18 protein-coding genes and 1 pseudogene are annotated in these 21799 nt (G+C 65.4%); 11 read left to right on the forward strand and 8 right to left on the reverse strand.

From position 1 onward, the window contains the following. Window positions 1–9: 9 nt before the first annotated feature. The 3 genes from ACPFMJ_RS17570 to ACPFMJ_RS17580 all read right to left on the reverse strand — a co-directional run bounded on the left by ACPFMJ_RS17570 (window position 10) and on the right by ACPFMJ_RS17580 (window position 4675). Window positions 10–2628: an MMPL family transporter gene (locus ACPFMJ_RS17570; protein ID WP_424361205.1), complete on the reverse strand. Its 2619-nt coding sequence runs from the start codon at window positions 2626–2628 to the stop codon at window positions 10–12. A gap of 140 nt (window positions 2629–2768) precedes the next feature. After that, window positions 2769–3947 (reverse strand): DUF1624 domain-containing protein, encoded by a 1179-nt coding sequence (locus tag ACPFMJ_RS17575; protein ID WP_424361206.1) that lies wholly within the window; start codon window positions 3945–3947, stop codon window positions 2769–2771. Then, window positions 3944–4675: a cytochrome c biogenesis CcdA family protein gene (locus tag ACPFMJ_RS17580; protein WP_424361207.1), complete on the reverse strand. Its 732-nt coding sequence runs from the start codon at window positions 4673–4675 to the stop codon at window positions 3944–3946. Before ACPFMJ_RS17580 ends, ACPFMJ_RS17575 begins: the two co-directional genes overlap by 4 nt. 157 nt (window positions 4676–4832) lie before the next feature. Here ACPFMJ_RS17580 and ACPFMJ_RS17585 point away from each other — a divergent pair, with 157 nt between their 5' ends. Continuing rightward, on the forward strand, window positions 4833–5441 hold the full coding sequence (locus ACPFMJ_RS17585; RefSeq protein ID WP_424361208.1) for a PilZ domain-containing protein: 609 nt from the start codon (window positions 4833–4835) through the stop codon (window positions 5439–5441). Between the two features lie 172 nt (window positions 5442–5613). Further along, on the forward strand, window positions 5614–6909 hold the full coding sequence (locus ACPFMJ_RS17590) for a FecR domain-containing protein (protein WP_424361209.1): 1296 nt from the start codon (window positions 5614–5616) through the stop codon (window positions 6907–6909). Between the two features lie 6 nt (window positions 6910–6915). Here ACPFMJ_RS17590 and ACPFMJ_RS17595 read toward each other — a convergent pair whose 3' ends face one another. The 3 genes from ACPFMJ_RS17595 to ACPFMJ_RS17605 form a co-directional block, all read right to left on the reverse strand. Beyond that, complete coding sequence (locus tag ACPFMJ_RS17595; protein WP_424361210.1) at window positions 6916–8043, reverse strand: acyltransferase family protein; 1128 nt, start codon at window positions 8041–8043, stop codon at window positions 6916–6918. 89 nt (window positions 8044–8132) lie between these two features. Continuing rightward, window positions 8133–9377: an NAD(P)/FAD-dependent oxidoreductase gene (locus tag ACPFMJ_RS17600; RefSeq protein WP_424361211.1), complete on the reverse strand. Its 1245-nt coding sequence runs from the start codon at window positions 9375–9377 to the stop codon at window positions 8133–8135. 73 nt (window positions 9378–9450) lie between these two features. Then, window positions 9451–10077, reverse strand: a complete 627-nt coding sequence (locus ACPFMJ_RS17605) for a VIT1/CCC1 transporter family protein (protein ID WP_424363906.1) — start codon at window positions 10075–10077, stop codon at window positions 9451–9453. 643 nt (window positions 10078–10720) lie between these two features. Here ACPFMJ_RS17605 and ACPFMJ_RS17610 point away from each other — a divergent pair. Together ACPFMJ_RS17610 and purB are read left to right on the forward strand one after the other, a co-directional pair. Further along, a complete protein-coding gene (locus ACPFMJ_RS17610) occupies window positions 10721–11098 on the forward strand; it encodes a DUF4345 domain-containing protein (protein ID WP_424361212.1) in 378 nt (125 codons plus the stop codon). An 80-nt stretch (window positions 11099–11178) separates the two neighbouring features. Continuing rightward, a complete protein-coding gene (purB, locus tag ACPFMJ_RS17615) occupies window positions 11179–12486 on the forward strand; it encodes an adenylosuccinate lyase (protein WP_424361213.1) in 1308 nt (435 codons plus the stop codon). Window positions 12487–12489: 3 nt separating this feature from the next. On the opposite strand, the gene ACPFMJ_RS17620 is transcribed toward purB, so the two are convergent. After that, window positions 12490–12975, reverse strand: coding sequence for a DUF2721 domain-containing protein (locus tag ACPFMJ_RS17620; RefSeq protein WP_424361214.1), 486 nt, complete (start codon window positions 12973–12975; stop codon window positions 12490–12492). Window positions 12976–13029: 54 nt separating this feature from the next. After that, complete coding sequence (locus tag ACPFMJ_RS17625) at window positions 13030–14181, reverse strand: AAA family ATPase (RefSeq protein WP_424361215.1); 1152 nt, start codon at window positions 14179–14181, stop codon at window positions 13030–13032. Between the two features lie 102 nt (window positions 14182–14283). On the opposite strand from ACPFMJ_RS17625, the gene ccmI reads away from it, so the two are divergent. From ccmI to ACPFMJ_RS17660, 7 genes and pseudogenes are all read left to right on the forward strand, one after another. Further along, window positions 14284–15444 carry a c-type cytochrome biogenesis protein CcmI gene (gene ccmI / locus ACPFMJ_RS17630; RefSeq protein WP_424361216.1) on the forward strand — a complete coding sequence of 387 codons (1161 nt, stop codon included), beginning with the start codon at window positions 14284–14286 and terminating at the stop codon, window positions 15442–15444. Window positions 15445–15462: 18 nt separating this feature from the next. Next, window positions 15463–16038 (forward strand): hypothetical protein, encoded by a 576-nt coding sequence (locus ACPFMJ_RS17635; protein WP_424361217.1) that lies wholly within the window; start codon window positions 15463–15465, stop codon window positions 16036–16038. Between the two features lie 64 nt (window positions 16039–16102). Then, window positions 16103–16540 (forward strand): cytochrome c maturation protein CcmE, encoded by a 438-nt coding sequence (ccmE, locus tag ACPFMJ_RS17640; RefSeq protein WP_424361218.1) that lies wholly within the window; start codon window positions 16103–16105, stop codon window positions 16538–16540. Between the two features lie 91 nt (window positions 16541–16631). Then, window positions 16632–18623 (forward strand): annotated as a pseudogene (locus ACPFMJ_RS17645) (heme lyase CcmF/NrfE family subunit). Continuing rightward, window positions 18620–19201, forward strand: coding sequence for a cytochrome c-type biogenesis protein (locus tag ACPFMJ_RS17650; RefSeq protein WP_424361219.1), 582 nt, complete (start codon window positions 18620–18622; stop codon window positions 19199–19201). The pseudogene ACPFMJ_RS17645 and the gene ACPFMJ_RS17650 overlap by 4 nt, the downstream one beginning before the upstream one ends. 188 nt (window positions 19202–19389) lie before the next feature. Continuing rightward, window positions 19390–21447, forward strand: coding sequence for a pentapeptide repeat-containing protein (locus tag ACPFMJ_RS17655; RefSeq protein ID WP_424361220.1), 2058 nt, complete (start codon window positions 19390–19392; stop codon window positions 21445–21447). A 96-nt stretch (window positions 21448–21543) separates the two neighbouring features. Further along, the gene (locus ACPFMJ_RS17660) at window positions 21544–21792 is read left to right on the forward strand and encodes a zinc-finger domain-containing protein (RefSeq protein ID WP_424361221.1); all 249 of its coding nucleotides are present in this window, start codon (window positions 21544–21546) and stop codon (window positions 21790–21792) included. Window positions 21793–21799 lie beyond the last annotated feature (7 nt).

Raw genomic sequence — 21799 nt, forward strand, 5'->3', positions numbered from 1 at the left:
GTCCCGCCGTCAAGTCGCATCGGCTCGCGCAGCCGCATCGGCGTCCGCATCGACCGGGTGCTTCGGCGGCCCCAGAAAGGCCGGCACGATGATGAAGGCGGCGAGCAGCGTGAAGAACAGCGAGATGGTGAGGAATTCGCCCATGCTCGCCGTCCCCGGATGGCTGGACAGGAACAGGCTGCCGAAAGCCGTGCCGGTCGTGAGCGAGCTGAAGAAGATCGCGCGGGTGAGGCTCGACGCCAGCATGTCCACGACGCCCTTCCGCCAGGCGATGACATAGTAGATGTGGAACGCGACGCCGACGCCGAACATCAGCGGGAGCGCGATGATATTTGCGAAATTCAACGACACCCCAAGCATTTCCGCCGCCTGAAGGCTCATGATCCCCGCAAGGACCAGAGGACCCAGCGTGAGCGCGACGTCGACGGGATTGCGCAAGGCTACGGCAAGAATAAGGAAGACCGCGACAAAGGCGAAGACGCCCGCCTCGAGGAAAGCCCGCGTCACCGTCTTGCCGGCCTCCGAGACGATGACCGGCGCGCCGCTCGATTCGGGCGCGACCGCCAGCATGGCCTCCGAGAAGCGGGACATGACCTCGAGATTGTTGCTGTCGCCCTTGGGGGTCGTTTCGAGGCGCACCTGGCCCGTGGCGGAGATCCAGTCCGAGCGCAGTTCTTCGGGCATGGATTCGGGCGTCACGCGCTGCGCCTTGAGGGCGTCGCGGATCTGGCTCATCATCTTGTCGAAGCCCGTAAAGACGGCGGCGCGCGCCTTCTCGCGCGTCTGCGGGCTCGCCTTGGCGAGGGCCTCGAGCGCGGCGGCGAAGCGCGTCACCTGCGGCGCGGGCTTCTTGGCGACGGCGGCGCGCAGGGATTTCGCGGCGGCGGCGAGCGCTTTCACGGTCTCGGCGTCGGTCGGCGCGGGCTTCACCTTCGGGTAGAGGGCCGCGCGCAGCTCGTCTGAAGCGCGCTCGATCAAGGCGAGCTTTTCGTCCTGGTCGGCCGGAATTAGCGAGTCGATCGAGTCGACGTGGTCCACTTCCGGCAAGGCAAGAATCTTCTGCTTCAACTCGCGGGCCGCCTCAAGAGAAGGCGCGAGCGTCTCGATCTTGTTCGGGGCGGTCTTGGGGTCCCGGCTCAGGTCCAGGAAGGTCGCGACCGACTCCACCTTCTGGTCGCGCAGGTTCATCGGGTTCGAGTCGAAGCGCAGCCGCATCAGATAGGGCGTGCCCGCGAGCACCACCGCGGCGGTGGCGATGAGCACCAGGGCGCGGTGATGGGCGATCCAGTGATCGACCGCGGCGAGCGAATGGGTGGCGATCGGCACATGCTCGGCCGGCGGGTGCAGGAGCTTGATCGCCGCCGGCAGGAAGGTGAGCGTCGCAAAATAGGCGATGATCATGCCGACGCCGGCGATCAGGCCCAGCTCCGCGACGCCGAGGAAATTCGTCGGCAGGAAGCAGAAGAAGCCCGCGAGCAGGGACACGGCGGCGAGCGTCAGCGATCCGCCAATCTCGTGCGTCGCCCGCATCAGCGCGCGTTCGAGGTCGCCATGGCCGTGCCGCTCCTCTCGGTAGCGAGTGGCGAACTGGATGCCGAAATCGACGCCGAGGCCGATGAAGAGCGCCGCGAAGGCGACCGAGATCAGGTTGAAGCGGCCGATGAGCAGGACGCCCATGCCCGAGGTGATGGCGAGGCCCGCGAGCAGCGTCACGAGCACGGCGAGGATCAGCTTGGGCGAGCGCAGCGCCGCGAACAGGATCAGCGAGACGACGACGAGCGTGCCGACCGTGTTCAGCGCCATGTTTTCGGAAATGGTCGCGAACTCCTCGGCCGCGAGCGGCACTTCGCCGGTCAGGCGAACCGTGAAGCCCTTGTCCTTGGTGATCCCCAGCGTCTCGGCCGATGTGCGGATGAACGCCATCGCGTCGGCGCCGGGCTGAAGTTCGGAGAAGTCGATCACCGGATTGACGATGACGACGCGGCGCTTGTCGAGCGGCGGGCCCACGGGCGCCGCGTCGGCCTTGCCGCCGGAAAGAAGCTTTTCCCAATCGACCTCCGCGGGGCGGCCGGCGAGCGTCTCCTCGAAGGCCTTCGAAAATTGGTCGAGGCCCGAGAGATACATGGCCGTCGCCTTCTCGCTGCCGGCGGCGCGCTTCTGATTTGCGACCAGCACGTTGGAGAGCCCGCGCAGCGTCGGGTCTTCGGCGAGGGGCGTGAGCACGTCGGTCTGGCCGAGCAACATGCCGACCGTGTGCTGCACTTCCTTCAGGTCGAGATAGAGCAGGCCGTTCTTGACGAAGAAGGCCGGATCGTCCGGGCGCCAGACCCGCTGCATCAGCGGCTTGCCCTTCAGGTCGGCCGTGAGCCGGGCCGCGGCGTCGTCCGCCGCTTCGCCGGTCTGCGCGTCGATGACGATGACGATCGAGTTTTCGAGCTGCGGGAAGGCGCGGTAGAGCGCCATCTGGTTCTTCCGCCAGGCCATGTCGGGCGAAAAGAGGTTGGTGGTGTCGGTGTCGATCGCGAAGCGCTCGACGGTGAGGTAAACGCCGCCGCCTGTCAGCGCCAATGTGAGAAGAACCACCGCCCAGGGCCAACGAAGACAGAAGGCCACAAGTTTTTCCAACATTACCTAACCCCGGACGTAGCTGAGACGTTTCCTAGAGCGGAGCAACCGCTGCAACTTTATTCTTCTATACGCGGGAGGCGTCCGCCCACCAAGGCGTCGCTCGGGCCAGATGGCGGCATATTGCTCCAAAGCGTTAAGGATCAGAGATAACTGAGCCACCAAAGGTCCGCGCGCCGGCGCTTCACCCCCGCGAACCATCGGCAGACCGGGTAGAGCAGGAGAACGACCCCGACCCAGGCGGCGTAGGCCCCTGCGAGCCCCGCGCCGAAGTCTGGCGGCGGCGCGCCGGATTTGGCGAAAGAGACAATGTCTCCAATCGTGTAGCCCTTCGCATAGGCGAGGGCGACCGCGCCCAGCATGCCGAGATAGAGATGCAGAACGTAAAAGAGCAGCGGCGTCCGGCCGAAGATGGCGAGCGCCCGCCCGGCGGGATCGCCGAGCTTCGCAAGCGCCGGCAGGGCCAGCGCCGCGCCGCCCAGCGTGACGAGGAGGTAAAGGAGCGAAGGCGGATATTTTGTGACGTTGAGGAAAGAGAGCAGGGTGAAGACCGCGTCCCGCTGCGTCGACCAGGGATTGGGGTCGCCGTAGAGATTGCTCGCCCGCAGCAGGAGAAAGAGCGCCAGCGCGCCAAGACCGGCGAGCCGCAGCGCCCGGTCCCGCTCGGCGGGCGGCTTCTGAAAGAGCGGCCCAATCCCGTAGCCCAGCGCGACGACGCCGATCCAGGGCAGCGCCGGGTAATAGACTTCGCCCGGGAGATTGAAGGGGAGAGGCCCTTTTTCGTGCAGCAGCCGCCAGAGCGGTCCGAGGTCCCCGAAATCGGCGACGCCGAAACCGTCCAGAAGGTTGTGCCCGAAAACGATCGCGGCGCCGACCGCGAGAACGGCCCGGGGCGGCAGTCGGGAGAGCAGGGAGAGCGCAAGCAGGCCGCAGCCGATCGCCCAGAGCGTGCCGAGTTCGATCCGGCCCGGCCCGCCCCAGACCGGGCTGATGACAACGGCGTCGAGCAGGATGAGCCAGAGGCCGCGCGTCGCGAGAAAGAGCGAGAGCGCTCTTGGGTCCTGGCGGCGCGCGCCGTAGAACCAGGCGCCGACGCCTGCGAGCAGCGCGAAGGTCGGCGCGCAAAAATGCGTGATGAAGCGAGTGAAAAACAGAAACGGATAGGTGCGGTCGAGATTGGTGGCGGCGAAGCGGATCGTATCGGCGTCGAAGAAATCCCGCATGTGGTCCAGCGCCATGACGACCATGACGAGGCCGCGCAGCCGGTCGATCTCCGGCAGGCGCGGGTCGGCCTGTACGTCGGCGCCGGGCCAGGCGCTCATCCCAGCGACGCGAGGCCGGGGAACATTTCCAAAAGCCAGAAGGACATTTCCTGCACCCCGCCGGTCAGGAAAGCGATGCCGGTGACGATCAGCAGCGCGCCGACGACCTTCTCGACCTTGCCGAAATGTTTGCGAAAGCGGGCGACGAAGGCGAGAAACCGGCCGAGCGCGAGGCCGGCGCCTATGAAGGGCAGGCCGAGGCCCAGCGAATAGGTGGCGAGCAGCGCCGCGCCGCGCGCCACGGTGTCCTGCGCGCCGGCGACGGCGAGGATCGCCGCGAGGATCGGCCCGATGCAGGGCGTCCAGCCGAAGGCGAAGGCGAGGCCCATCACATAGGAGCCGAAAAGCCCCATGGGCTTGGAGATTTCCGCCCGCTTCTCGCGATAGAGCAGCTCGACCCTGAGCAGGCCGACGAAATGGAGGCCCATCAATATGATGATCCCGCCCGCGACCCAGGAGAGAACCTGCAGATTGGCGCGGATGACGGCGCCGAACGCGCTCGCCGTCGCCCCCAGCGCCACGAAGACGGTGGTGAAGCCCAGAACGAACAGAATGGCCGAGAGCAGCACGTCCCGTCGCGCCTTGGAGCGCGTCTCGATCTCGAGGTCCTCCATCGAGACGCCGGCGAGGTAGGTCAGATAGGGCGGCACGAGCGGCAGCACGCAAGGGGAGAGAAAAGAGAGCAATCCCGCCGCCGCCGCCGCGGGAAAAGTGACGTCTGCCGCCATTGTGATCCTCTTGGAATGGACGGGGGGTTTCTGCCACAGGCGCCGCCGGCGCGCAAAGTCTGGCATTAATGAGGCTTCATCGTGGCGGACCCAGTTAACCCTGCATGAGGAATTCTGTGCAAGCGTAACTCTGGTAAACAAAGTGGCTTGGGGCAGCATGTCACTGCATACCTTATTCGATACGAGCTTCTACGAGTCCCGGATGCACGGGCGTCCGGTCGCGGTGGACATCGAGGCCTTCATCATCCTGGCGGGCATGGGCGAGCAACCATGCCGCATCGTCGGGGCGTCGATGGACGAAATGATTTTCGAAACGCCGCTCGCGGCCGACTATGGCGACCGGGTCATCGTATACGCTCCGGAATTCGGCCGACTCGAGGGCGACGTGGAGCGACGGACCGACCGCGGCTTCGTCATTGTCGTCGACCTGCCGGAGGCGCGCCGGCGCCGGTTCGCGGGGCAATTGATCTGGATCGCTAACCGCGAGGCGGCGAGTCTCGTCGACGTCCGCCGGAACAGGCGGATCGTTCCCAGAATGCCCTGGACTTGCGTGCGATTGCCGGATGGCAGGGAGAAATTCGCGCAGATCAACGACATTTCGCTGGATGGCGTCAGCGTCGAGGTCGCGGCCAATGTTTCGGTGGGCGACCGCGTCCTATTCGGCCTCAAGGCGGCCGTCGTGGGCCGCGTTTTCGACGGCGGCTTCGTCGCCGAATTCGAGGAGCCTTTCGCCGAAGGCGAGATCTCCGAGACGACCCGAATTTAGCCGAACTTCCCCCGTTCCTGGGCCGTGTGTCGAAAAAGCCACGCCGGAGGAATCTTGCGCGCGTCCGGCGTCAGGGGCGTTGCGCCGGCGCGCCAGCCTTGCGATAGCTGTGTCTTAAAGGCTTATTCAGCCATACTTTTTTGATGTTTGCCGGCCGGGCGGGGGCTCTCCCATGCGCAAAACCGTTATTTCCGTTTCGGCGCTGTGCGCGATGGCCGTTCCCGCCGGCGCCGAAGAAGCGATCGGCAGCGCGGCTTCAATCGAAAAGGACGTTCAGGGGGCGACAAGCGGGCGCAGCATGCGCCTCGCCTCGGGCGACACCGTCTATTTCGACGAGGTGCTGACGACCGGCGCCGCGAGCCGCGCCAAGCTCGCTTTCGTGGATCGCACCACGATGCAGATGGGGCCGTCCTCCAAGGTGAAGCTCGACAGCTTCGTCTATTCCGGCGCTTCCGGCATGGGCTTCAACGCCGCCAAGGGCGCCTTCCGCTTCGTTTCGGCCCCGGGCGGACACAAGCCTTATGAGGTCAAGACGCCGACGGCGACGATCGGCGTGCGCGGCACCATCTTCGCCGCCCGCGTCCTTCCGGGCGGGCGCACCGACGCGGTCATCTATTCCGGCGCCATCGAGGTCTGCGACACTGCCGGCGTCTGCCGCACGCTCGACAAGCCCTGCACCTTCGTCACGGTCACACATGCCGGGATCGCCGAGCCGAAGACCGTCGGCAAGAACGACTGGAGCTTCGACAAGGCCTGCAAGGGCGCGCCGCCGCCCTCCGATCCGCCCGCGCCGCCGCCCGGCGCCCCGGTTCCGCCGCCGCCCGGCGGCGGCGAGCCCCCCATCAATTGGGGCGGTCCGAGCATCGGCATAACGCTGGGCCCGACGATCGGCGACGGCAGTTTCGCCGACCCTGTGCCGATGAACGGCGCCGCTTTCGCGGGCGGCCTCAAGCTCGGCTACATGCTGCCGCTCTGGGCCAATCTTGTCGGCGGCTTCGAGACGGACTTCCAATATCGCAGCGAGATCGGCGGCTCGACCAACAGCCACGGGACGGCGTCGGGCTCGCGCCCCGGCTATATCGGCACGGCGCGCGTGAAGCTCGGCTACGCCTTCGACCGCTTCCTCGTCTATGGGACGGGCGGCTTCGCTTATGGGCATATCGTCGCGCCGAGAAGCTTCTCGGGCCCGAACGTCATCGGCCCGGCCTATTCCGTCGGGACGAGCGTCAACAACCCGTTCCTGCCGGGCTGGACGGTGGGCGCCGGCGTCGGCTACGCGCTCACCCGCAACATCTCGGTGAACGCCGAATATCTCTACATCAAGCTCGCGCACGACTACCCGCTCTACAATACGAGCGCGGCGCTCTATTCCGTGCCGGTGTGCAATATCAGCGGCATGCACAGCATCCGCCTCGGGGTGAATCTGAGCTTCTCGGCCAGCGATATTTTGCCGACCGCAGGGCGGTAAGCGTGTTCAGACGAGGGCGACCTTCTCCTTCTCCCGCGAGGGGAGAAGGACGGGTTCGGCTGCCGAGTGCGCCCGCGCTTGCAGCCGCTTCGACATTCTGTGGCCGACGGCGATGATTTTCAGCTCCACTTGAAACAAGGCGAGGCAGAACACGATGAGGCCCGCCGTCAACGCCGCCTGCGCGGCAACGCCGAGATCATTGAAGACCGGCCCGTTCACAAGCTGCTGCCAAAGATAGATCGAATAGCTCGCGCGGCCGAGATAAGAGAGCGGCCGCGCCGAGAGCAGGGGGCGCAGCGACGAGTTTGCGGCGCCGGACAGCAGCACCAGCGCCGGAATCGCCGCGACATAGAGCAGCCGGTAATAGGCGATGAGATCCGCTTTCGCCGCTTCGTCGGCGCCGAAAGACGCGACGACGCTACGCGGCATGAAGACGATGGCTGTCGCGACGACGAGCGCGGGCAGGCGCCACCTCTCCAGCACGGCCATGACCCGCGGCCCATGTTTCGCAGCGGCATAACCGGCGAAGAACAGCGCATAGGCGATGAAGAAGCCTGTCTTGCCGATCCACCAGATGGTGAAGAGTAAAGGCGCGGTGGCGAAGAGGAGCGCGGCGGCCGCGACGAGCGCGCGGGGCGTCTTGCGCAGCTCGATAAAGGCGAAGGCCACGGGGAAGAGGCAGTAGAACTGCTCCTCGAAAGCGAGGCTCCATGTGTGGCCGACATACCAGTTGCAGGTGACGCCGGGAGCCGTCGTATTGCAGAGATAGAGCGATGCGCTGAGGAAGTTATCCGGCGAGAAGTCGATGGCGCCGGAAAAGCCCAGCGCCAGACAAAAGGCGAGATAGAGCATCAAGGGCGGGACGATGCGAAAGAAGCGCCGCGCATAGAAGGCGGGCGCGCAGAACCGGCCCGTAGCGGCGACCTCCTTGAGGCAGGCCAGACTCACGACATAGCCGCTGATGAAAAAGAAGATGAAGACGCCCGTTTCGCCATATTGCGAGAGAACGCCGAGCGGGCTCGCCTCGTAAAACGCGCCGATCTCGCGATTCATCCCGAGATGGTCGAGAAAGACGAGGGCGATGGCGACGACGCGCCAGCCGTCGATATAGTCGAGTCGCTCGGTCGCGCGCATTTGGGGGCCCTCTGGCGCCCTTCGGCGCGATTCGAGTGGACCCACAGTTTCAGATTGCGCCGCTCATGTGAAGCTTGCGCCGGTCGCCGCTAGAAGCGATCCGCCCGATAGGGGCGCGGGTCGGTGAAGGGCTCCTCTCCCGTCATCATCTCGGCGAGCAGACGCCCGGAGACGGGGCCGAGCGTCAGGCCGTGATGGGCGTGGCCGAAGTCGAACCACAGGCCCTTGTGGCGCGGCGCCGGGCCGAGCACCGGAAGCATGTCGGGCAGGCACGGGCGGGCGCCCTTCCAGGGCGCGCGGTCGAGCGCTTCGCCCAGCGGAAAGAGCTTGCGGGCGATGGGCTCGCACATCTCGATCTGCACCGGCGATGGCGGCGCGTCGCGGGGCGCGAATTCGGCGCCGCTGGTGAGGCGTATGCCCTTGGCCATCGGCGCCAGCAGATAGCCATTGTCGGCGTCGAGGACCGGATGATTGAGCGTCGCGCCTGCGCCGGGCGCGTAATGCATGTGATAACCCCGCTTGAAGCCGAAAGGCATCTCATAGCCGTAGCGGCGGAAGATCTGATCCGACCACGGGCCGAGCGCCAGCACGACGTCGCGCGCGGCGATGCGGCCCTCGGGGCCCGCGACGCTCCAGCGCCCGTCCGGCTCCTGCTCCAGCGTCAATGCGTCAGCGGCGGCGAAGCGGCCGCCGCGCGACAGGAAGAGATCGGCATAGGCTTTGGCGAGCGCCCCAGGGTCGCTGACCGAGGCCGTGTCGAGATAATGCACGCCGCCCGCGACGGGTGCGAGAAAGGGCTCCCGCGCGGCGACGCCGGCGGGGTCGAGAATGTCGATATGCAGGTTGAAGTCATGCAGCCTTGAAGCGTCCGCGACGCCATGCGCGAGCGTCTCATCGTTGCGGAAGAGCTTGATCCAGCCGGTCCGGCGCAGAAGCGCGCCGGCGCCCGCCTGCTGGATCAAGATCTCGTGCTCGATCAGGCTGTTCTCGATGAGCGGGCGTCGCGCCGCGATGCTGCGCGCGACGCGCTCGGGCGCGCTTTCGCGCCAGTAGCGCATGAGCCATGGCGCAACGGAGGGCAGGGCGGTGAAGTGATAATGCGCCTCGGGCAGGAAGTTTAGCGCATATTTGATGAGTTTCGCCGGATCGCGCGGAAAAACGTATGGGAAAATCGAGGCGCGCTCGATCAGTCCGGCATTGCCGAAGCTCGTTTCGAGCCCGGCGCCGCGGCGGTCGACCATGACGACCTCGCGCCCCCGCGCCTGCAGATGCAGCGCGGCCGAGACGCCGACCATTCCGGCTCCGAGAACGATGACATCCGCCGTCTGCATCATGCCTCCTGATATGGCCTCGCGCCCGCCGCCTTGCAGCCCCGGCGATGCAAGGCGCGTGCTCGCTCCCGAGCCCTCAGCCGAAGAAGGAAGCGAGATAATAGGCAGCGCCGGCTGCCAGGCCGCCGACGAGAAAGGTCTGGAGGCCCGATTTGAAGGGATCGACCCCTGTGAGCTTGCCCTTCACCGCGCCGAAGACGATGAGCGCGAGGCCGGTGAAGACGACCGAGTGGATCAGCGCCTGCTTCACGTCGTCGTCGATCATGTAAGGCGCGAGCGGGATCAACCCGCCGATGAAGTAGGCGGTCGCGATGGTCGCCGCGCTGACGGGCGCGCGTTTCGGATCGGGCTTTTCGAGCCCCAGCTCGAAACGCATCATGAAATCCACCCAGCGCTTCTTGTCGGACGACACCGCGGCGACGACCGAATCGAGCTCGTTCTTTTCGAGGCCGTATTCGGAGAAGATTTCTCGCAGCTCCTTGCGTTCCTGCTCCGGCAACTTCTCCACTTCCGCATATTCGCGCTTTTCCTCGGACTGGAAATGCTCGTGGTCGCTTCTCGCGGCGAGATAGCCCCCGAGCCCCATGGCGATGGCGCCGGCGACGATCTCGGCGAGTCCGGCCGTCACGACGATGCGCGTCGAGGCGATGGCGGCGGTGATGCCGGCGGCAAGCGCGAAGGGCACAGTGAGCCCGTCCGCCATGCCGATGACGACGTCGCGCACCGTCTCCGAATTGAGGAAATGCCGCTCGACATGCTCGCCCGGCGCGCCCTTGGGTCGGCGCCGGCCGAAGAGCAGCGCGCGCAATTCCTCCGTCCCCAGCGCGCGCTCGAATTCGGCGACGGCGAAGAAGGGGATGAGCGCGACGGATGCGATGATGGCCGTGGTCAGAGTTTCCTGCAGCGAACCGTCTGCGAAATTGGGGAGCGCCTTCCCAATCGTCTCGCCGTGGAAGACGCCGAGCGCCGCCTGCTCGACGACTTGCAGCGCGACGAGCAGCGCGCCGAAGATCACGGACTTGATCGCGGCCGGCCCGGCGGCGCCCGTGTCGGGTTCCCCGAACTGCATCGTCTGGCCGGCGACGACGAGCCTCGCGAGGAGAAGCGCGTTGACGAGCGCCAGCCCCTGCCGGTGGCCGACGATATCCTCATTGAAAATGAAGGCGGTATGGAGAGAAAGGAGGGTCAGAAGCGCCCAGAGGAAGACGAATATGACGAGGAAATGCCGGCCTTCCTCCAAAGTCCGGGGCTTAGCCTGCGCCATCCGTTCCCACTCCATGCTCGATGCTCCCGCTCCGCTCCGCCTATGCTATCTTCCGCAGTGATCCGGCGCATGGGGCAGTTATATGCAGATTAAGAAATATTTTCTCATCTTCGCTTTCTGCGCCGTTTCGGTCATCGCGCTCCTTTACGGCGTCTCGCCGCGCTGGTTCGCCGCGACCTTCCTCGACGTGCAAGAGCTGGACCTCGATTTCGCGCATATCCTTCGGGCGGTGATGGGGCTTTACCTCGCGCTGGGCTGTTTCTGGCTCTACGCGGCCTTTGACCGCCGCTACACGAACGCCGCCGTCCTGACGTCGACGCTCTTCGCCGGCGGCCTCGTTGCGGGCCGGCTCGTCAGCCTCGTGGCGGACGGCAGTCCCGCGCCGCTGCTTTGGCTCTATGTGGCGATGGAGCTGGCGCTCGTCCCCGTCGCGATCTGGGTCTTCCGCCAACCGGATTGACCGGGCGGCGCGAATTTGCGAACCGAAGGCGAGACGCCGCCCCGCGCGGCCCCGTTCTTCCTTCGATCCGCCGAGGCCCCATGATCCCGCGCTATTCCCGACCCGAGATGACGTCCATCTGGGAGCCTCAGACGCGCTTCCGCATCTGGTTTGAGATCGAGGCCTATGCCTGCGACGCGCTGGCCGAGCTTGGCGTCATCCCCAAGGAGAGCGCCAAGAATATCTGGGACAAGGCCGATTTCGTGCAGTTCGACGTCGCCCGCATCGACGAAATCGAGCGCGTCACGAAGCATGACGTCATCGCCTTCCTCACCCATCTCGCGGAATTCATCGGCCCGGATTCGCGCTTCGTCCATCAGGGCATGACGTCGTCCGACGTGCTCGACACCTGCCTCGCGGTGCAGCTCTCGCGCGCGGCGGACCTCCTCATCGCCGACGTCGACGCGCTGCTCGCGGCGATCAAGAAGCGCGCCTATGAGCACAAATTCACGCCGACCATCGGCCGCTCGCACGGCATTCACGCCGAGCCCGTGACCTTCGGCCTGAAGATGGCGCAGGCTTACGCCGAATTCACCCGCGCCCGTGAGCGTCTCGTGCAGGCCCGCAAGGAGATCGCGACCTGCGCGATTTCCGGCGCCGTCGGCACCTTCGCCAATATCGATCCGCGCGTCGAGGAATATGTCGCGCACAAGATGGGCCTCGTGCCCGAGCCCGTCTCGACGCAGGTCATTCCGCGCGACCGCCACGCCGCCTTCTTCGCGACGCTTGGCGTCGTCGCGTCGTCGACCGAGCGGCTCGCCATCGAAATCCGCCATTTGCAGCGCACGGAAGTGCTGGAGGCGGAGGAATATTTCTCGGCGGGGCAGAAGGGCTCCTCCGCCATGCCGCACAAGCGCAATCCCGTGCTGACGGAAAACCTCACCGGCCTCGCGCGCCTCGTGCGCGGCATGGCGATTCCGGCGATGGAGAATGTGGCGCTCTGGCACGAACGCGACATCTCACACTCCTCGGTGGAGCGCATGATCGGCCCCGACGCGACGGTGACGCTCGACTTCGCCCTCGTGCGGCTCACCAACGTCATCGACAATCTGCTCGTTTACCCCGAGAACATGCAGAAGAATCTCGACAAGCTCGGCGGGCTCGTCCATTCGCAGCGCGTGCTTCTCGCGCTCACGCAGAAGGGCGTGTCGCGCGAGGACGCCTATGCGTTCGTTCAGCGCAACGCCATGCCGGTCTGGCGCGGTGAGGGCGAATTCCGCACGCTGCTCGGCCAGGACAAGGACGTCAGCGCGAAACTCTCGCCCGCCGAACTGGACGAGCTTTTCGACCTTTCGTACCACTTCAAGCATGTGGATACGATCTTCCGCCGCGTCTTCGGCGAAGGCTGATCCTCAATCGATGCGCGGCGGGATCGGCTCCCGCCGCCAGCCATGCTTGCGCATGAGGACGGCGTTGGCGTCGATCTCCGAATAGCCGAGCCTTACTTCTTTCCCGAAGGCGATCAACGCGGCGGTGAAGAGCGCCATGGCGATCATGAAGAGAAGCGCCGCCCCATATTCGTGGCGTAAGCGCAGTAGCGCCGAGGCGAAGGCGATGATGACGAGGAAGCACGTCACGATGCAGCTCGCGACGCCCCAATAGATCGAACGATGCACGAGCACGGCGCGTTTGCGCAGGATCGGCAGCTCGACCTTGCGATGCGCCTGCGCGTCTTCATCGCTCAGATCGGCGAGTTCGCGCGAGCGGTCGACGATGCGATCGAGCCGCGAGACCAGAACGCTCAGAAGCTGCGCCTCCGCCGCGAGCAGAAAGGCGGGGCCCGCGACCTGAGAGATCACGTTCGAGAGATGTTCGATTGACGGCGTGTCGATGAGCATGAGCGGCCTCGGCGGGTCCGTTATAGCAGGCGCTGGAGGGGCCTCCGTCAAGCCTCAACGCGATGGCCAGACCCACTTTGGCGAGTCGTGGGCGGGGGCGAGGGTCTCGCCGAACTGTTTTTCCAGCGCGATCTCCACGCAGCGGTCATCCTTGCCGAGTTCCTCGACCAGCTTCGCCGAATGAGAGACGACGACGAGCTGCGTTTCTTTCGCGACACGGCGCATGAGCCGCGCCAGCGGCCCGATCAGGGTCGGATGCAGGCTCGACTCCGGCTCGTTGAAGACCATCAAGGGCGGCGGACGCGGCGTCAGGAGCGCCGCGACGAGCAGCAAATAGCGCAACGTGCCCTCCGAAAGCTCCGATGCGCGCAAGGGGCGCAACAGCCCGTGCTGGCGCATGAGCGTTTCGAAATAGCCGTCATTGGCGAAGGCGATCGCGCTGCCCGGAAAGGCGTCGTCGATCGTGTCCGCGAGGGCGCCGGCCTCGCCGATTTCCTCGATGGTCGCGAGGGCGGCGGCGAGATCGGCGCCGTCATCGGCGAGCGCCGGGGTGAAGGTGGCGATCTGCGGCCTGCGCGCGGGGGCGTCGCGATCGGCGCGCAGATTGTCGTAGAAGCGCCATCGCCGCATGGTCTCCCGCAGAACCGAGAGGTCATAGGCGCCGCGCATGTCGGCGCAATGCGTCATCATGCTGTCGACGCCCGCCAGCCTGGTCGCCGCCTGCCGCCATTCCCCGTTCTCGTCGCGGATGCGCGCACTGGGGCCGCGCCGCTCGGCGAATAGGTTGCTGCGTCCCAGAACCGGGCCCGTCCATTGCGCCTCCACCTTGATCTGCGGATCGAGGGCGAAAAGGCTGGCCGTCGTCGAACTCGGCCCGAGATCTATGGCGAAGCTGTATGTGTCGGACGCGAAGCCGAGCTTTACCGCCTTGGGCTTTTGCCGGACCAGCGGCTCGATCGGCAATTCGCCCGTCTTCATGGCGCGGGCGAATTTCTCCGGCCCCGCCCACAGCGTCGAGTCGAGCCCGCCCTCCAGCGCAAGCGACTGCACGATCCGCCCCTGCGCGACATCCGCGAGGAGCCGCAGCGCGCGGTAGAGGCTCGACTTCCCCGCCCCGTTGGCTCCAGTGACGATGGTCAGCGGCCCCGGTGCGAGGACCAGTTCGCGGATGGATCGGTAGCCTGAAATGGCGAGGCGCGTAATCACTGTTCCAAAAGCCTTTCGAGCTGCTTCTATGCCAGCGATTCCATGAAGGGCAAAGCGCATGGCCCTTCCAATAAGGTTCGCGAGGCCTTAAACAGCGCACCCATGATCTGGCTCATCTTCGCTCTTCTCACCGGCGCCGCGGTCATGGCTGTCCTCCTGCCGCTCGCCATGCGCGGGGAGGCGAGGGACGCCAGCGCGGCCGACATCGCCTTTTTCGAGGAGCAGATCGCCGAGATCGAGCGCGAGCGCGCCGAGGGCCGGCTCGACCCGGCGGAAGCAGAGGCCGCGAAGACCGAAGCCGCCCGCCGCCTGCTGCGCGCGGAAGCCGCCCCCAAGGGGCGGGCCCAAGGTTCGCGAAAGGCGGCGCTGATCGCCGCGCTCGCCGCCATCGTCGCCGTTCCGGCCGTCTCCGTGCCGCTTTACCTCAAGCTCGGCAAACACGAACTGCCCGACATGCCGCTGACCGCGCGGATCGACGCCGCGCCGGCGAAGAACGACCTCGCCGGGGCCGTCGCCCGCATCGAGCAGCATTTGCGCGAGCATCCGGAGGACGGCCGCGGATTCGAGGTTGTCGCTCCCTACTATCTGCGCACGGGTCGGGGTGAACAGGCGATCAACGCCTATCAGCAGGCCCTGAGGCTTCTCGGCCCGACCGCCGAGCGTCACGCGAGCCTCGGTCAGGCGCGCATGATCGTCGCCGAAGGCAAGGTGACGGCGGCGGCCATGAAGGATTTCGAGGCGGCCCTCGCTCTCGACGCGAGCAATGTCATGGCGGCTTATTATCTCGGGATCGGCGCCCAGCAGGCCGGCGAGAAGGACAAGGCCATCGAGATTTTCGCCAGGATGGAGGCCGACGCGCCGGCCGACGCCGCCTATCTGCCGTCGGTGCGCCAGCGTCTCGCGGAGCTGCGGGGCGAACCCGCCCCGATGCCGCCCTTCGCGCAGGCGCCGGCGGAGGAGGGGACCGCGCGCGGTCCGGTCGCGCAGGGTCCGGCGAGCGAGCAGGGCAAGGCCATCGCCGCCATGCCGGCGGACCAGCGCGCGACGATGATCCGCGGCATGGTCGACAAGCTCGCCGCGCGGCTGGAGACGAAGGGCGACGACATCGAGGGCTGGCTGCGCCTCATCCGCGCCTATAGCGTCCTTTCCGAGCCCGAAAAGGCGAAGAAGGCTGTCGCCGACGCCCGCAAGGCGCTCGCCGCGAAAGAGGCGGAGGTCGCCCGCATCGACGCGCTGGCGAAGGAACTGAATATCGGGGGCTGAGCCCAGGGGAGGCGGGAAGTGGCGCGATGGCCCATACCGCCCGCGGCGGGGCTCGCGGCTCTGTTCTGGGGGCTGTTTTCCGCCATCGCCTACAGCAATGCCGGCGTCGATATGTTCGACTCCCTGCTCGGCGCGGCGGCTGCGGGCGCGTGGATGCTCGTATGGGCGATGCGCCTTTGCTTGCATCTTTGGCGCAATCGCCGCTCGCGCCCCCGCCTTCCCCGGGAGGCGCTGTTCTATTGGACTTTCGAGCCGGCGGCGCTCGCTGTCGTCTTTGTGCTGTCGGTCGGCGGCGTCTTCGCAAAGGCGCGCTTTCTGGCGAGCGAGCGGGCCCTTGCCGACTATGCGGCGTCGGTTCGGTCGGGCCAGGAGCCGCCGCAGGACGAGGGCTCGCGGGGCCGCCGCGTGGGGCTTTACCTCGTGTCGTCGACCGAGCGGCTCGACGGCGGCGCCGTGCGGTTCATCACCGGCAATGACGGGCTGATGGACGCTGCCGGCTTCGTTCATTCGCCGGGCGGCCCGCCGCCGCATCTGGGCGAAGATTCATACCGCCCCTTCCGGGGCGCGTGGTATCTGTGGCGCCAGAGCTGGTGAGAACTCGCGGCCCTTCCAAAGCCTGCGTTAAACCTCTAAATCCGCAGGGGCGAAAGAGAGACAAATGACGCGCAAGGGTAAAAGACTGACGCTCATCATCGGGGCGCTGGCCGTTCTGGGCCTCGCCGCAGGGCTCATGTTGTTCGCGCTGCGCGACAATATCGTCTTCTTCTACACGCCCTCCGAGCTCGCCCAAAAACAGGTCGCGCCCGGCGCGCGGCTGCGCATTGGCGGGCTCGTGAAGGAAGGCAGCGTCGTCAAGAGCGGCAAGGACGTGACTTTCGCCGTCACCGACAAGACGAAAGATCTCCCGGTCGCCTATACGGGCCTGCTGCCCGATCTCTTCCGCGAGGGGCAGGGCGTCGTGGTCGACGGCGTGCTGCAGACGGACGGAAAGTTCAAGGCCGACAGCGTGCTCGCCAAGCATGACGAGCGCTACATGCCCAAGGACGTCGCCGACAAGTTGAAGGCGCAGGGCGTGTGGCAGGGCGAGAAGAAGTGAGAGTTGCGGACCCGCGTCGCTTTGCTCCCGGCGTTGCCGGCGCGGCGCGGCCCCCCACCCTTTATCCCTCCCCGCAAGGGGGAGGGAGGCGGTGATCGTCGAAACCGGACATTACGCGCTCGTTCTCGCGCTTGCGCTCGCCTTGATGCAATTCGCCATTCCGCTCGCCGGCGCACGGGTCAACGACGTCGCGCTCATGCGCGTCGCGCGGCCAACGGCCATTGCGCAATTCCTCTTCGTCGCGCTCGCCTATGGCGCGCTGACCTACGCGCATGTCGTTTCCGACTTCTCGCTCGTCAACGTGATCGAGAACTCGCATTCGCCGAAGCCGCTGATCTATAAGATCTCGGGCGTCTGGGGCAACCACGAAGGCTCGATGCTGCTGTGGGTGCTGATCCTGGCGCTGTTCGGCGCGCTCATCGCGCTCTTTGGTAACAACCTGCCGCCGACGTTGAAAGCCCGCGCCGACGCGCTGTCCGTGCAGGCCTCGATCGGCGCGGCCTTTCTGCTGTTCTCGCTGCTGACGTCCAATCCGTTCGCGCGTCTCGATCCCGCGCCGCCGGATGGTAACGGCCTCAACCCGATCCTGCAGGACCCCGGCCTCGCGATCCATCCGCCGCTGCTCTATCTCGGCTATGTCGGCTTCTCGATCGCCTTCTCGTTTGCGATCGCCGCCCTGATCGAGGGTCGCATCGACGCCGCCTGGGCGCGCTGGGTGCGGCCCGTGGACGCTCTTCGCCTGGATGTTTCTCACCCTTGGCATCGCGATGGGCTCCTGGTGGGCCTATTACACGCTCGGCTGGGGCGGCTGGTGGTTCTGGGATCCGGTCGAGAACGCGTCGCTCATGCCGTGGCTCGCCGGCACCGCGCTGCTGCACTCCGCCCTGGTGATGGAAAAGCGCGAAGCCCTCAAGATCTGGACGGTGTTGCTCGCAATATTGACCTTCTCGCTGTCGCTGATCGGGCACCTTCATCGTGCGCTCGGGCGTGCTGACCTCGGTGCACGCCTTCGTTCGCCGTCGATCCCGAGCGCGGCGTGTTCATCCTCGCGATCCTCGTCTTCTTCATCGGCGGCGCGCTGGCGCTCTTCGCCCTGCGCGCCAAAGACATGCCGACGGCGGCCTGTTCAGCCGATCAGCGCGAAGGCGCGCTGGTCCTGAACAATCTGCTGCTCGTCACGGCTGCGCGCGACGGTCGTCGTCGGCACGCTTTATCCGATGGCGCTCGAAGCGTCTGACGGGCGAGAAGATCTCCGTCGGTCCGCCGTTCTTCAACACGGTGCTGATCCCCATCGCGCTGCCGCTCGCGCTCCTGATGCCCATCGGCCAGATGCTCGCATGGAAGCGCGGCGATCTGCCGGCGGCGCTGCAGCGCCTGCGCGCGGCCTTTCTCCGCGGCGCTCGTCGCCGTCGGCGCCGTGTTCGCGGCCTTCTACGGGACGCCCTTCCTCTCCGTCGTGACGGGCGGCATCGCCGTCTATCTCGTCATTGGCGGCGTGAGCGACATCGTCCAGCGCGCGACCTTCCGCGCGTCGTCGGTCGGCACGGTCTTCTCGCGCCTCGCGGGCCTGCCGCTGTCGGCCTGGGGCACGTCCATCTCACATGCCGGCATGGGGCTGACGCTGCTCGGCCTCGCCGCGACGGGCTGGGGCGTCGAGAGCATCCTCGCCATGAAGCCGGGGGAGTATTACGACGTCGGGCCCTACAAGCTCGCCATCGAGGAAGTTTCGCCGCGCAACGGGCCGAACTATTCCGAAATCTACGCCGTGATGGCGGTGCGTTCGGGCGGGCAGACCATCGCGAAGATCGAACCCGCCAAGCGCTATTATCAGGCCCGCAAGATGCAGCGCTCGGAAGCCGGCATCGTGACGATCGGCCTCGGGCAGGTTTACGCGGCCATTGGCGAGTCGCATCCCGACGGGACCATCGACGCGCGGCTCTACTGGAAGCCCTTCGTCACGCTGATCTGGATCGGCGCGCTGATCATGGCCTTTGGCGGCTCCCTTTCGCTGGCGGATCGGCGGCTGCGCATCGGCGTGGCGCGGCGAGCGAAAGTGGCCGCGATGCCGGAGGCGGCGGAATGATGTCGAAGACCCCCTCCCTGTCCCTCCCCCGCTTTGCGGGAGAGGGGACGCTCACGATCAGCGCCGTCGTCGATGAAGGCCGCAACCTGCTCCCTCTCCCGCGCCAGCGGGGGAGGGCTGGGGTGGGGGCGCTGGCGTTAATGACGATGCTCGTCATTACCCCCGCTTACGCCGTCACCCCCGGCGAAAAGCTGCCCGACCCGGCCATGGAGGCCCGCGCCCGCGCCATCACCAGCGAGTTGCGCTGCCTCGTCTGCCAGAACCAGTCGGTGGACGACTCCGACGCGTCGCTCGCCAAGGATCTCCGCGTCCTCGTGCGCGACAAGCTGAAGGAAGGCATGAGCGACGCCGAGGTGAAGGAATATGTCCATTCCCGCTATGGCGATTTCGTTCTGCTGCGCCCGCCGGTGAAGCCGGGCACGATCCTGCTCTGGACGGCGCCGCTCATCGCGCTCCTCGCCGGCGGCGCCGCCGTCTGGTCGGCGGCCCGCAGACGTCGCGCGCCCGCCGGTCCTGCCCCGCTCACCGCGGAGGAGCATGAGCGGTTGAAGGCGCTCGGCGTGGAAGAGCGCGAATAGTGCTTCGGCTTGCTATTGCCAAGCTCCGGATGCAAACTTGATCTCGTTTTAACGAGTGTCGTTCAATGGGTTTGCTAAGGTTGCCGTTTCTTGGGCGTACTAGGGAAAAACAGCTTGAGGCCCCTTCGCCGCCTCCCTTGCCGCCGATAGCGGCCGAGGCGAACGATCTCAGGGCTATCAAGAAAGCGGTGGAGGACGCTGCGGCCGTCGTCGGCGGCCTGTGGCTCTCCTATCTCTTTCCGTTATTTTATATTGCGATTGCTGCAGGCGCAGTGACACATATAGATCTCTTACTTGAACGGCCGATCGAGCTACCGTTTCTCAGCAACGTTAAATTGCCGCTCCTCGCTTTCTTCGTGCTCGCTCCGCTGATTTTTCTGGTCAGCCACGCCTATACGATGGCGCACTTCGTCATACTTTCGGAAAAGGCCAAGCGGTTTCATCGTTTGCTTCTCGCACAAATCGAGGGACGCCAAAACGATGCAAAAAGCGAAGAAGAGGCGCGCGAAGTCCGTGCGGGCCTACGTCTCCAATTGCCGAGCAACATTTTCGTGCAGTTTCTCGCGGGACCGGATGAAATGCGCTCCGGAGCCTTTGGCCTGCTTCTAAAAACAGTCGTCTGGGCAACACTTGCGATCCTACCAGTCGCCCTTTTCTTGCTGCTGCAACTGCAATTCCTCCCTTACCACGACTGGCGCATTACGTGGATCCATCGCGCCGCGCTGCTCTTCGATCTCGCGCTTGTGTGGTGGTTGTGGCGGAAGATTCTTTCGGGGCGCGGCGAGTTAACCCGCTTCTCCGTTTGGGTGAAATGGGCCGCGCCACTGCTCGGCGGAAGTGCGAGCCTGGTGGCGTTCTGGTTTTCGTGGTTCGTTGCCACCTTTCCGGGGGAATGGCAAACCGCGCCTCTTTCGTATGTAGCGGCACTAGAGCCAGAGTCCTTGAATAGAGCAATTTTCTCGGTTGAAACGCCGACAGCCTTTATGCGCGCGCGCTCCGGCCCGAAAGTACTAGCTTATTCGCCCAGCTGGCCAGCTAACATTTTGTGGCTCAGGGAGTTTAATGTCTACGAGGCGTTGAAGGTCGATGGTCGCAGCAAGGTCGATTGGAAGGAACATTCCATCGTCCTTCAGGGGCGGCACTTAGAGAATGCAGTCCTTGACTTTTCCGACCTCGGCAGAGTGGATTTAAGGAAAGCCGATCTTCGGGGTGCCTCGCTTAATTGGGCGCGGCTTCAGGGGGCGTCGCTGGAGTGGGCTCATCTTGAAGGCGCCTCATTTTCTGAAGCGCACGTTGAGGAAGCATCGTTCGCAGGGGTGCACGCGCAAGGCGCATCGTTCGGTGGTGCGCATCTTCAGGGTGCCTCTCTTGAATGGGGGGAGCTTCAGGGGGCGTTGTTCGTACAGGCACATCTTCAAGGCGCATCGCTTGAAGGTGCAGAGCTTCAGGGAGCATCGTTTTTATGGGCGGAGCTTGAGGGCGCGTTGCTTGGCAATGCGCATCTTGAGGGCGCCTCGCTCGATCAGACTAACCTTCAGGGTGCCTCACTTACTTCAGCGTATCTTCAGGGGGCGTCGCTCGCTCTAGCGCAACTTCGGGGCAGTCGCCTGGATCTTTCTCTTCTCTGGCGCACCAACTGGGGCGAGATAAAGCTTGACTGGATAAAGCCTTTTAGAATTGGCAACGCCGATTGGCGGCCGCTGCGGCATTATGGCAGTCCTTGGACGGATCAGGCGTATGCAGACCTGAAAAGGGTAATGGAAAGCATTCCCGCGGGCGGAGCGCGTGAAGCCGCGCTTCAGCGTATCGCTCGCCTGGACTGTCGGAACCCGGACAAGGATCTCGCCTCGTGTGATCCCTCGAGTAAGCCGCCGCAGCGAGTAGAGCAATTGCGGACCATGCTTTCGCAGCCGGACGTAGCTGAACCACAGTCGCTTGCCACCAGTCTGCGCGAACTTGTGTGTAGCGGCGATGGCGAGGCTATCTTCATTTTGCGAGGTATGGCCACAAAGGAAAAGGGTTCGGTGTCATTTCCTCTCCTTTTTGACGCTCAGACCAAAGCCCCTGTCCTAATCGACGAAATTATGAGCCCTGCTTGCCCGCTTTCGCGCGTCTTGTCCGACGAGGACAGGACGACCCTGCTGGCGATAAAGCAGCACGCACAAGAAATATCATCGCTCTGGCTGAGCCCAAACAAAGAACCGCCGTTCCCCCTACCTAAATGGATGCTTAATTCCTCTCCTTAATTGGGGACTGACGCCTCTATCCAATTTCCCCGCGCTGCAATATAGGGGGCGGGAGCGATCCTGAGCCGGGCTTCGGCGTCACGAAAAGAGCGGACCATGAGCGACCATTCCACGCCCCATTTCCACAACACGCCCGGCGTCGCGGAGATTCGCGTCGGGGCGAAGGAATTCATGTGCATCGGCGCCCTGCCGCCCTTCGACCATCCGCATGTCTATATCGACATGGGCGCGGAAAATCAGGTCGTCTGCCCCTACTGCTCGACGCTCTATGTCTATGACGCCTCGCTCCATGGCGGCGCCGTTCCGGCGGAATGCGTCTATCACGACGACGCTGAAGCCGCGTAACGGCCGG

This window comes from Methylocystis parvus, assembly GCF_049675845.1.
GTDB lineage: Bacteria > Pseudomonadota > Alphaproteobacteria > Rhizobiales > Beijerinckiaceae > Methylocystis > Methylocystis parvus_A.

Excerpts from the sequence above, each read along its gene's own strand:
- ACPFMJ_RS17570 (WP_424361205.1), bottom strand. The coding sequence starts at position 2,628 with ATGTTGGAAAAACTTGTGGCCTTCTGTCTTCGTTGGCCCTGGGCGGTG.
- ACPFMJ_RS17575 (WP_424361206.1), bottom strand. The coding sequence starts at position 3,947 with ATGAGCGCCTGGCCCGGCGCCGACGTACAGGCCGACCCGCGCCTGCCG.
- ACPFMJ_RS17580 (WP_424361207.1), bottom strand. The coding sequence starts at position 4,675 with ATGGCGGCAGACGTCACTTTTCCCGCGGCGGCGGCGGCGGGATTGCTC.
- ACPFMJ_RS17585 (WP_424361208.1), top strand. The coding sequence starts at position 4,833 with ATGTCACTGCATACCTTATTCGATACGAGCTTCTACGAGTCCCGGATG.
- ACPFMJ_RS17590 (WP_424361209.1), top strand. The coding sequence starts at position 5,614 with ATGCGCAAAACCGTTATTTCCGTTTCGGCGCTGTGCGCGATGGCCGTT.
- ACPFMJ_RS17595 (WP_424361210.1), bottom strand. The coding sequence starts at position 8,043 with ATGCGCGCGACCGAGCGACTCGACTATATCGACGGCTGGCGCGTCGTC.
- ACPFMJ_RS17600 (WP_424361211.1), bottom strand. The coding sequence starts at position 9,377 with ATGATGCAGACGGCGGATGTCATCGTTCTCGGAGCCGGAATGGTCGGC.
- ACPFMJ_RS17605 (WP_424363906.1), bottom strand. The coding sequence starts at position 10,077 with ATGGCGGACGGGCTCACTGTGCCCTTCGCGCTTGCCGCCGGCATCACC.
- ACPFMJ_RS17610 (WP_424361212.1), top strand. The coding sequence starts at position 10,721 with ATGCAGATTAAGAAATATTTTCTCATCTTCGCTTTCTGCGCCGTTTCG.
- purB (WP_424361213.1), top strand. The coding sequence starts at position 11,179 with ATGATCCCGCGCTATTCCCGACCCGAGATGACGTCCATCTGGGAGCCT.
- ACPFMJ_RS17620 (WP_424361214.1), bottom strand. The coding sequence starts at position 12,975 with ATGCTCATCGACACGCCGTCAATCGAACATCTCTCGAACGTGATCTCT.
- ccmI (WP_424361216.1), top strand. The coding sequence starts at position 14,284 with ATGATCTGGCTCATCTTCGCTCTTCTCACCGGCGCCGCGGTCATGGCT.
- ccmE (WP_424361218.1), top strand. The coding sequence starts at position 16,103 with ATGACGCGCAAGGGTAAAAGACTGACGCTCATCATCGGGGCGCTGGCC.
- ACPFMJ_RS17650 (WP_424361219.1), top strand. The coding sequence starts at position 18,620 with ATGATGTCGAAGACCCCCTCCCTGTCCCTCCCCCGCTTTGCGGGAGAG.
- ACPFMJ_RS17660 (WP_424361221.1), top strand. The coding sequence starts at position 21,544 with ATGAGCGACCATTCCACGCCCCATTTCCACAACACGCCCGGCGTCGCG.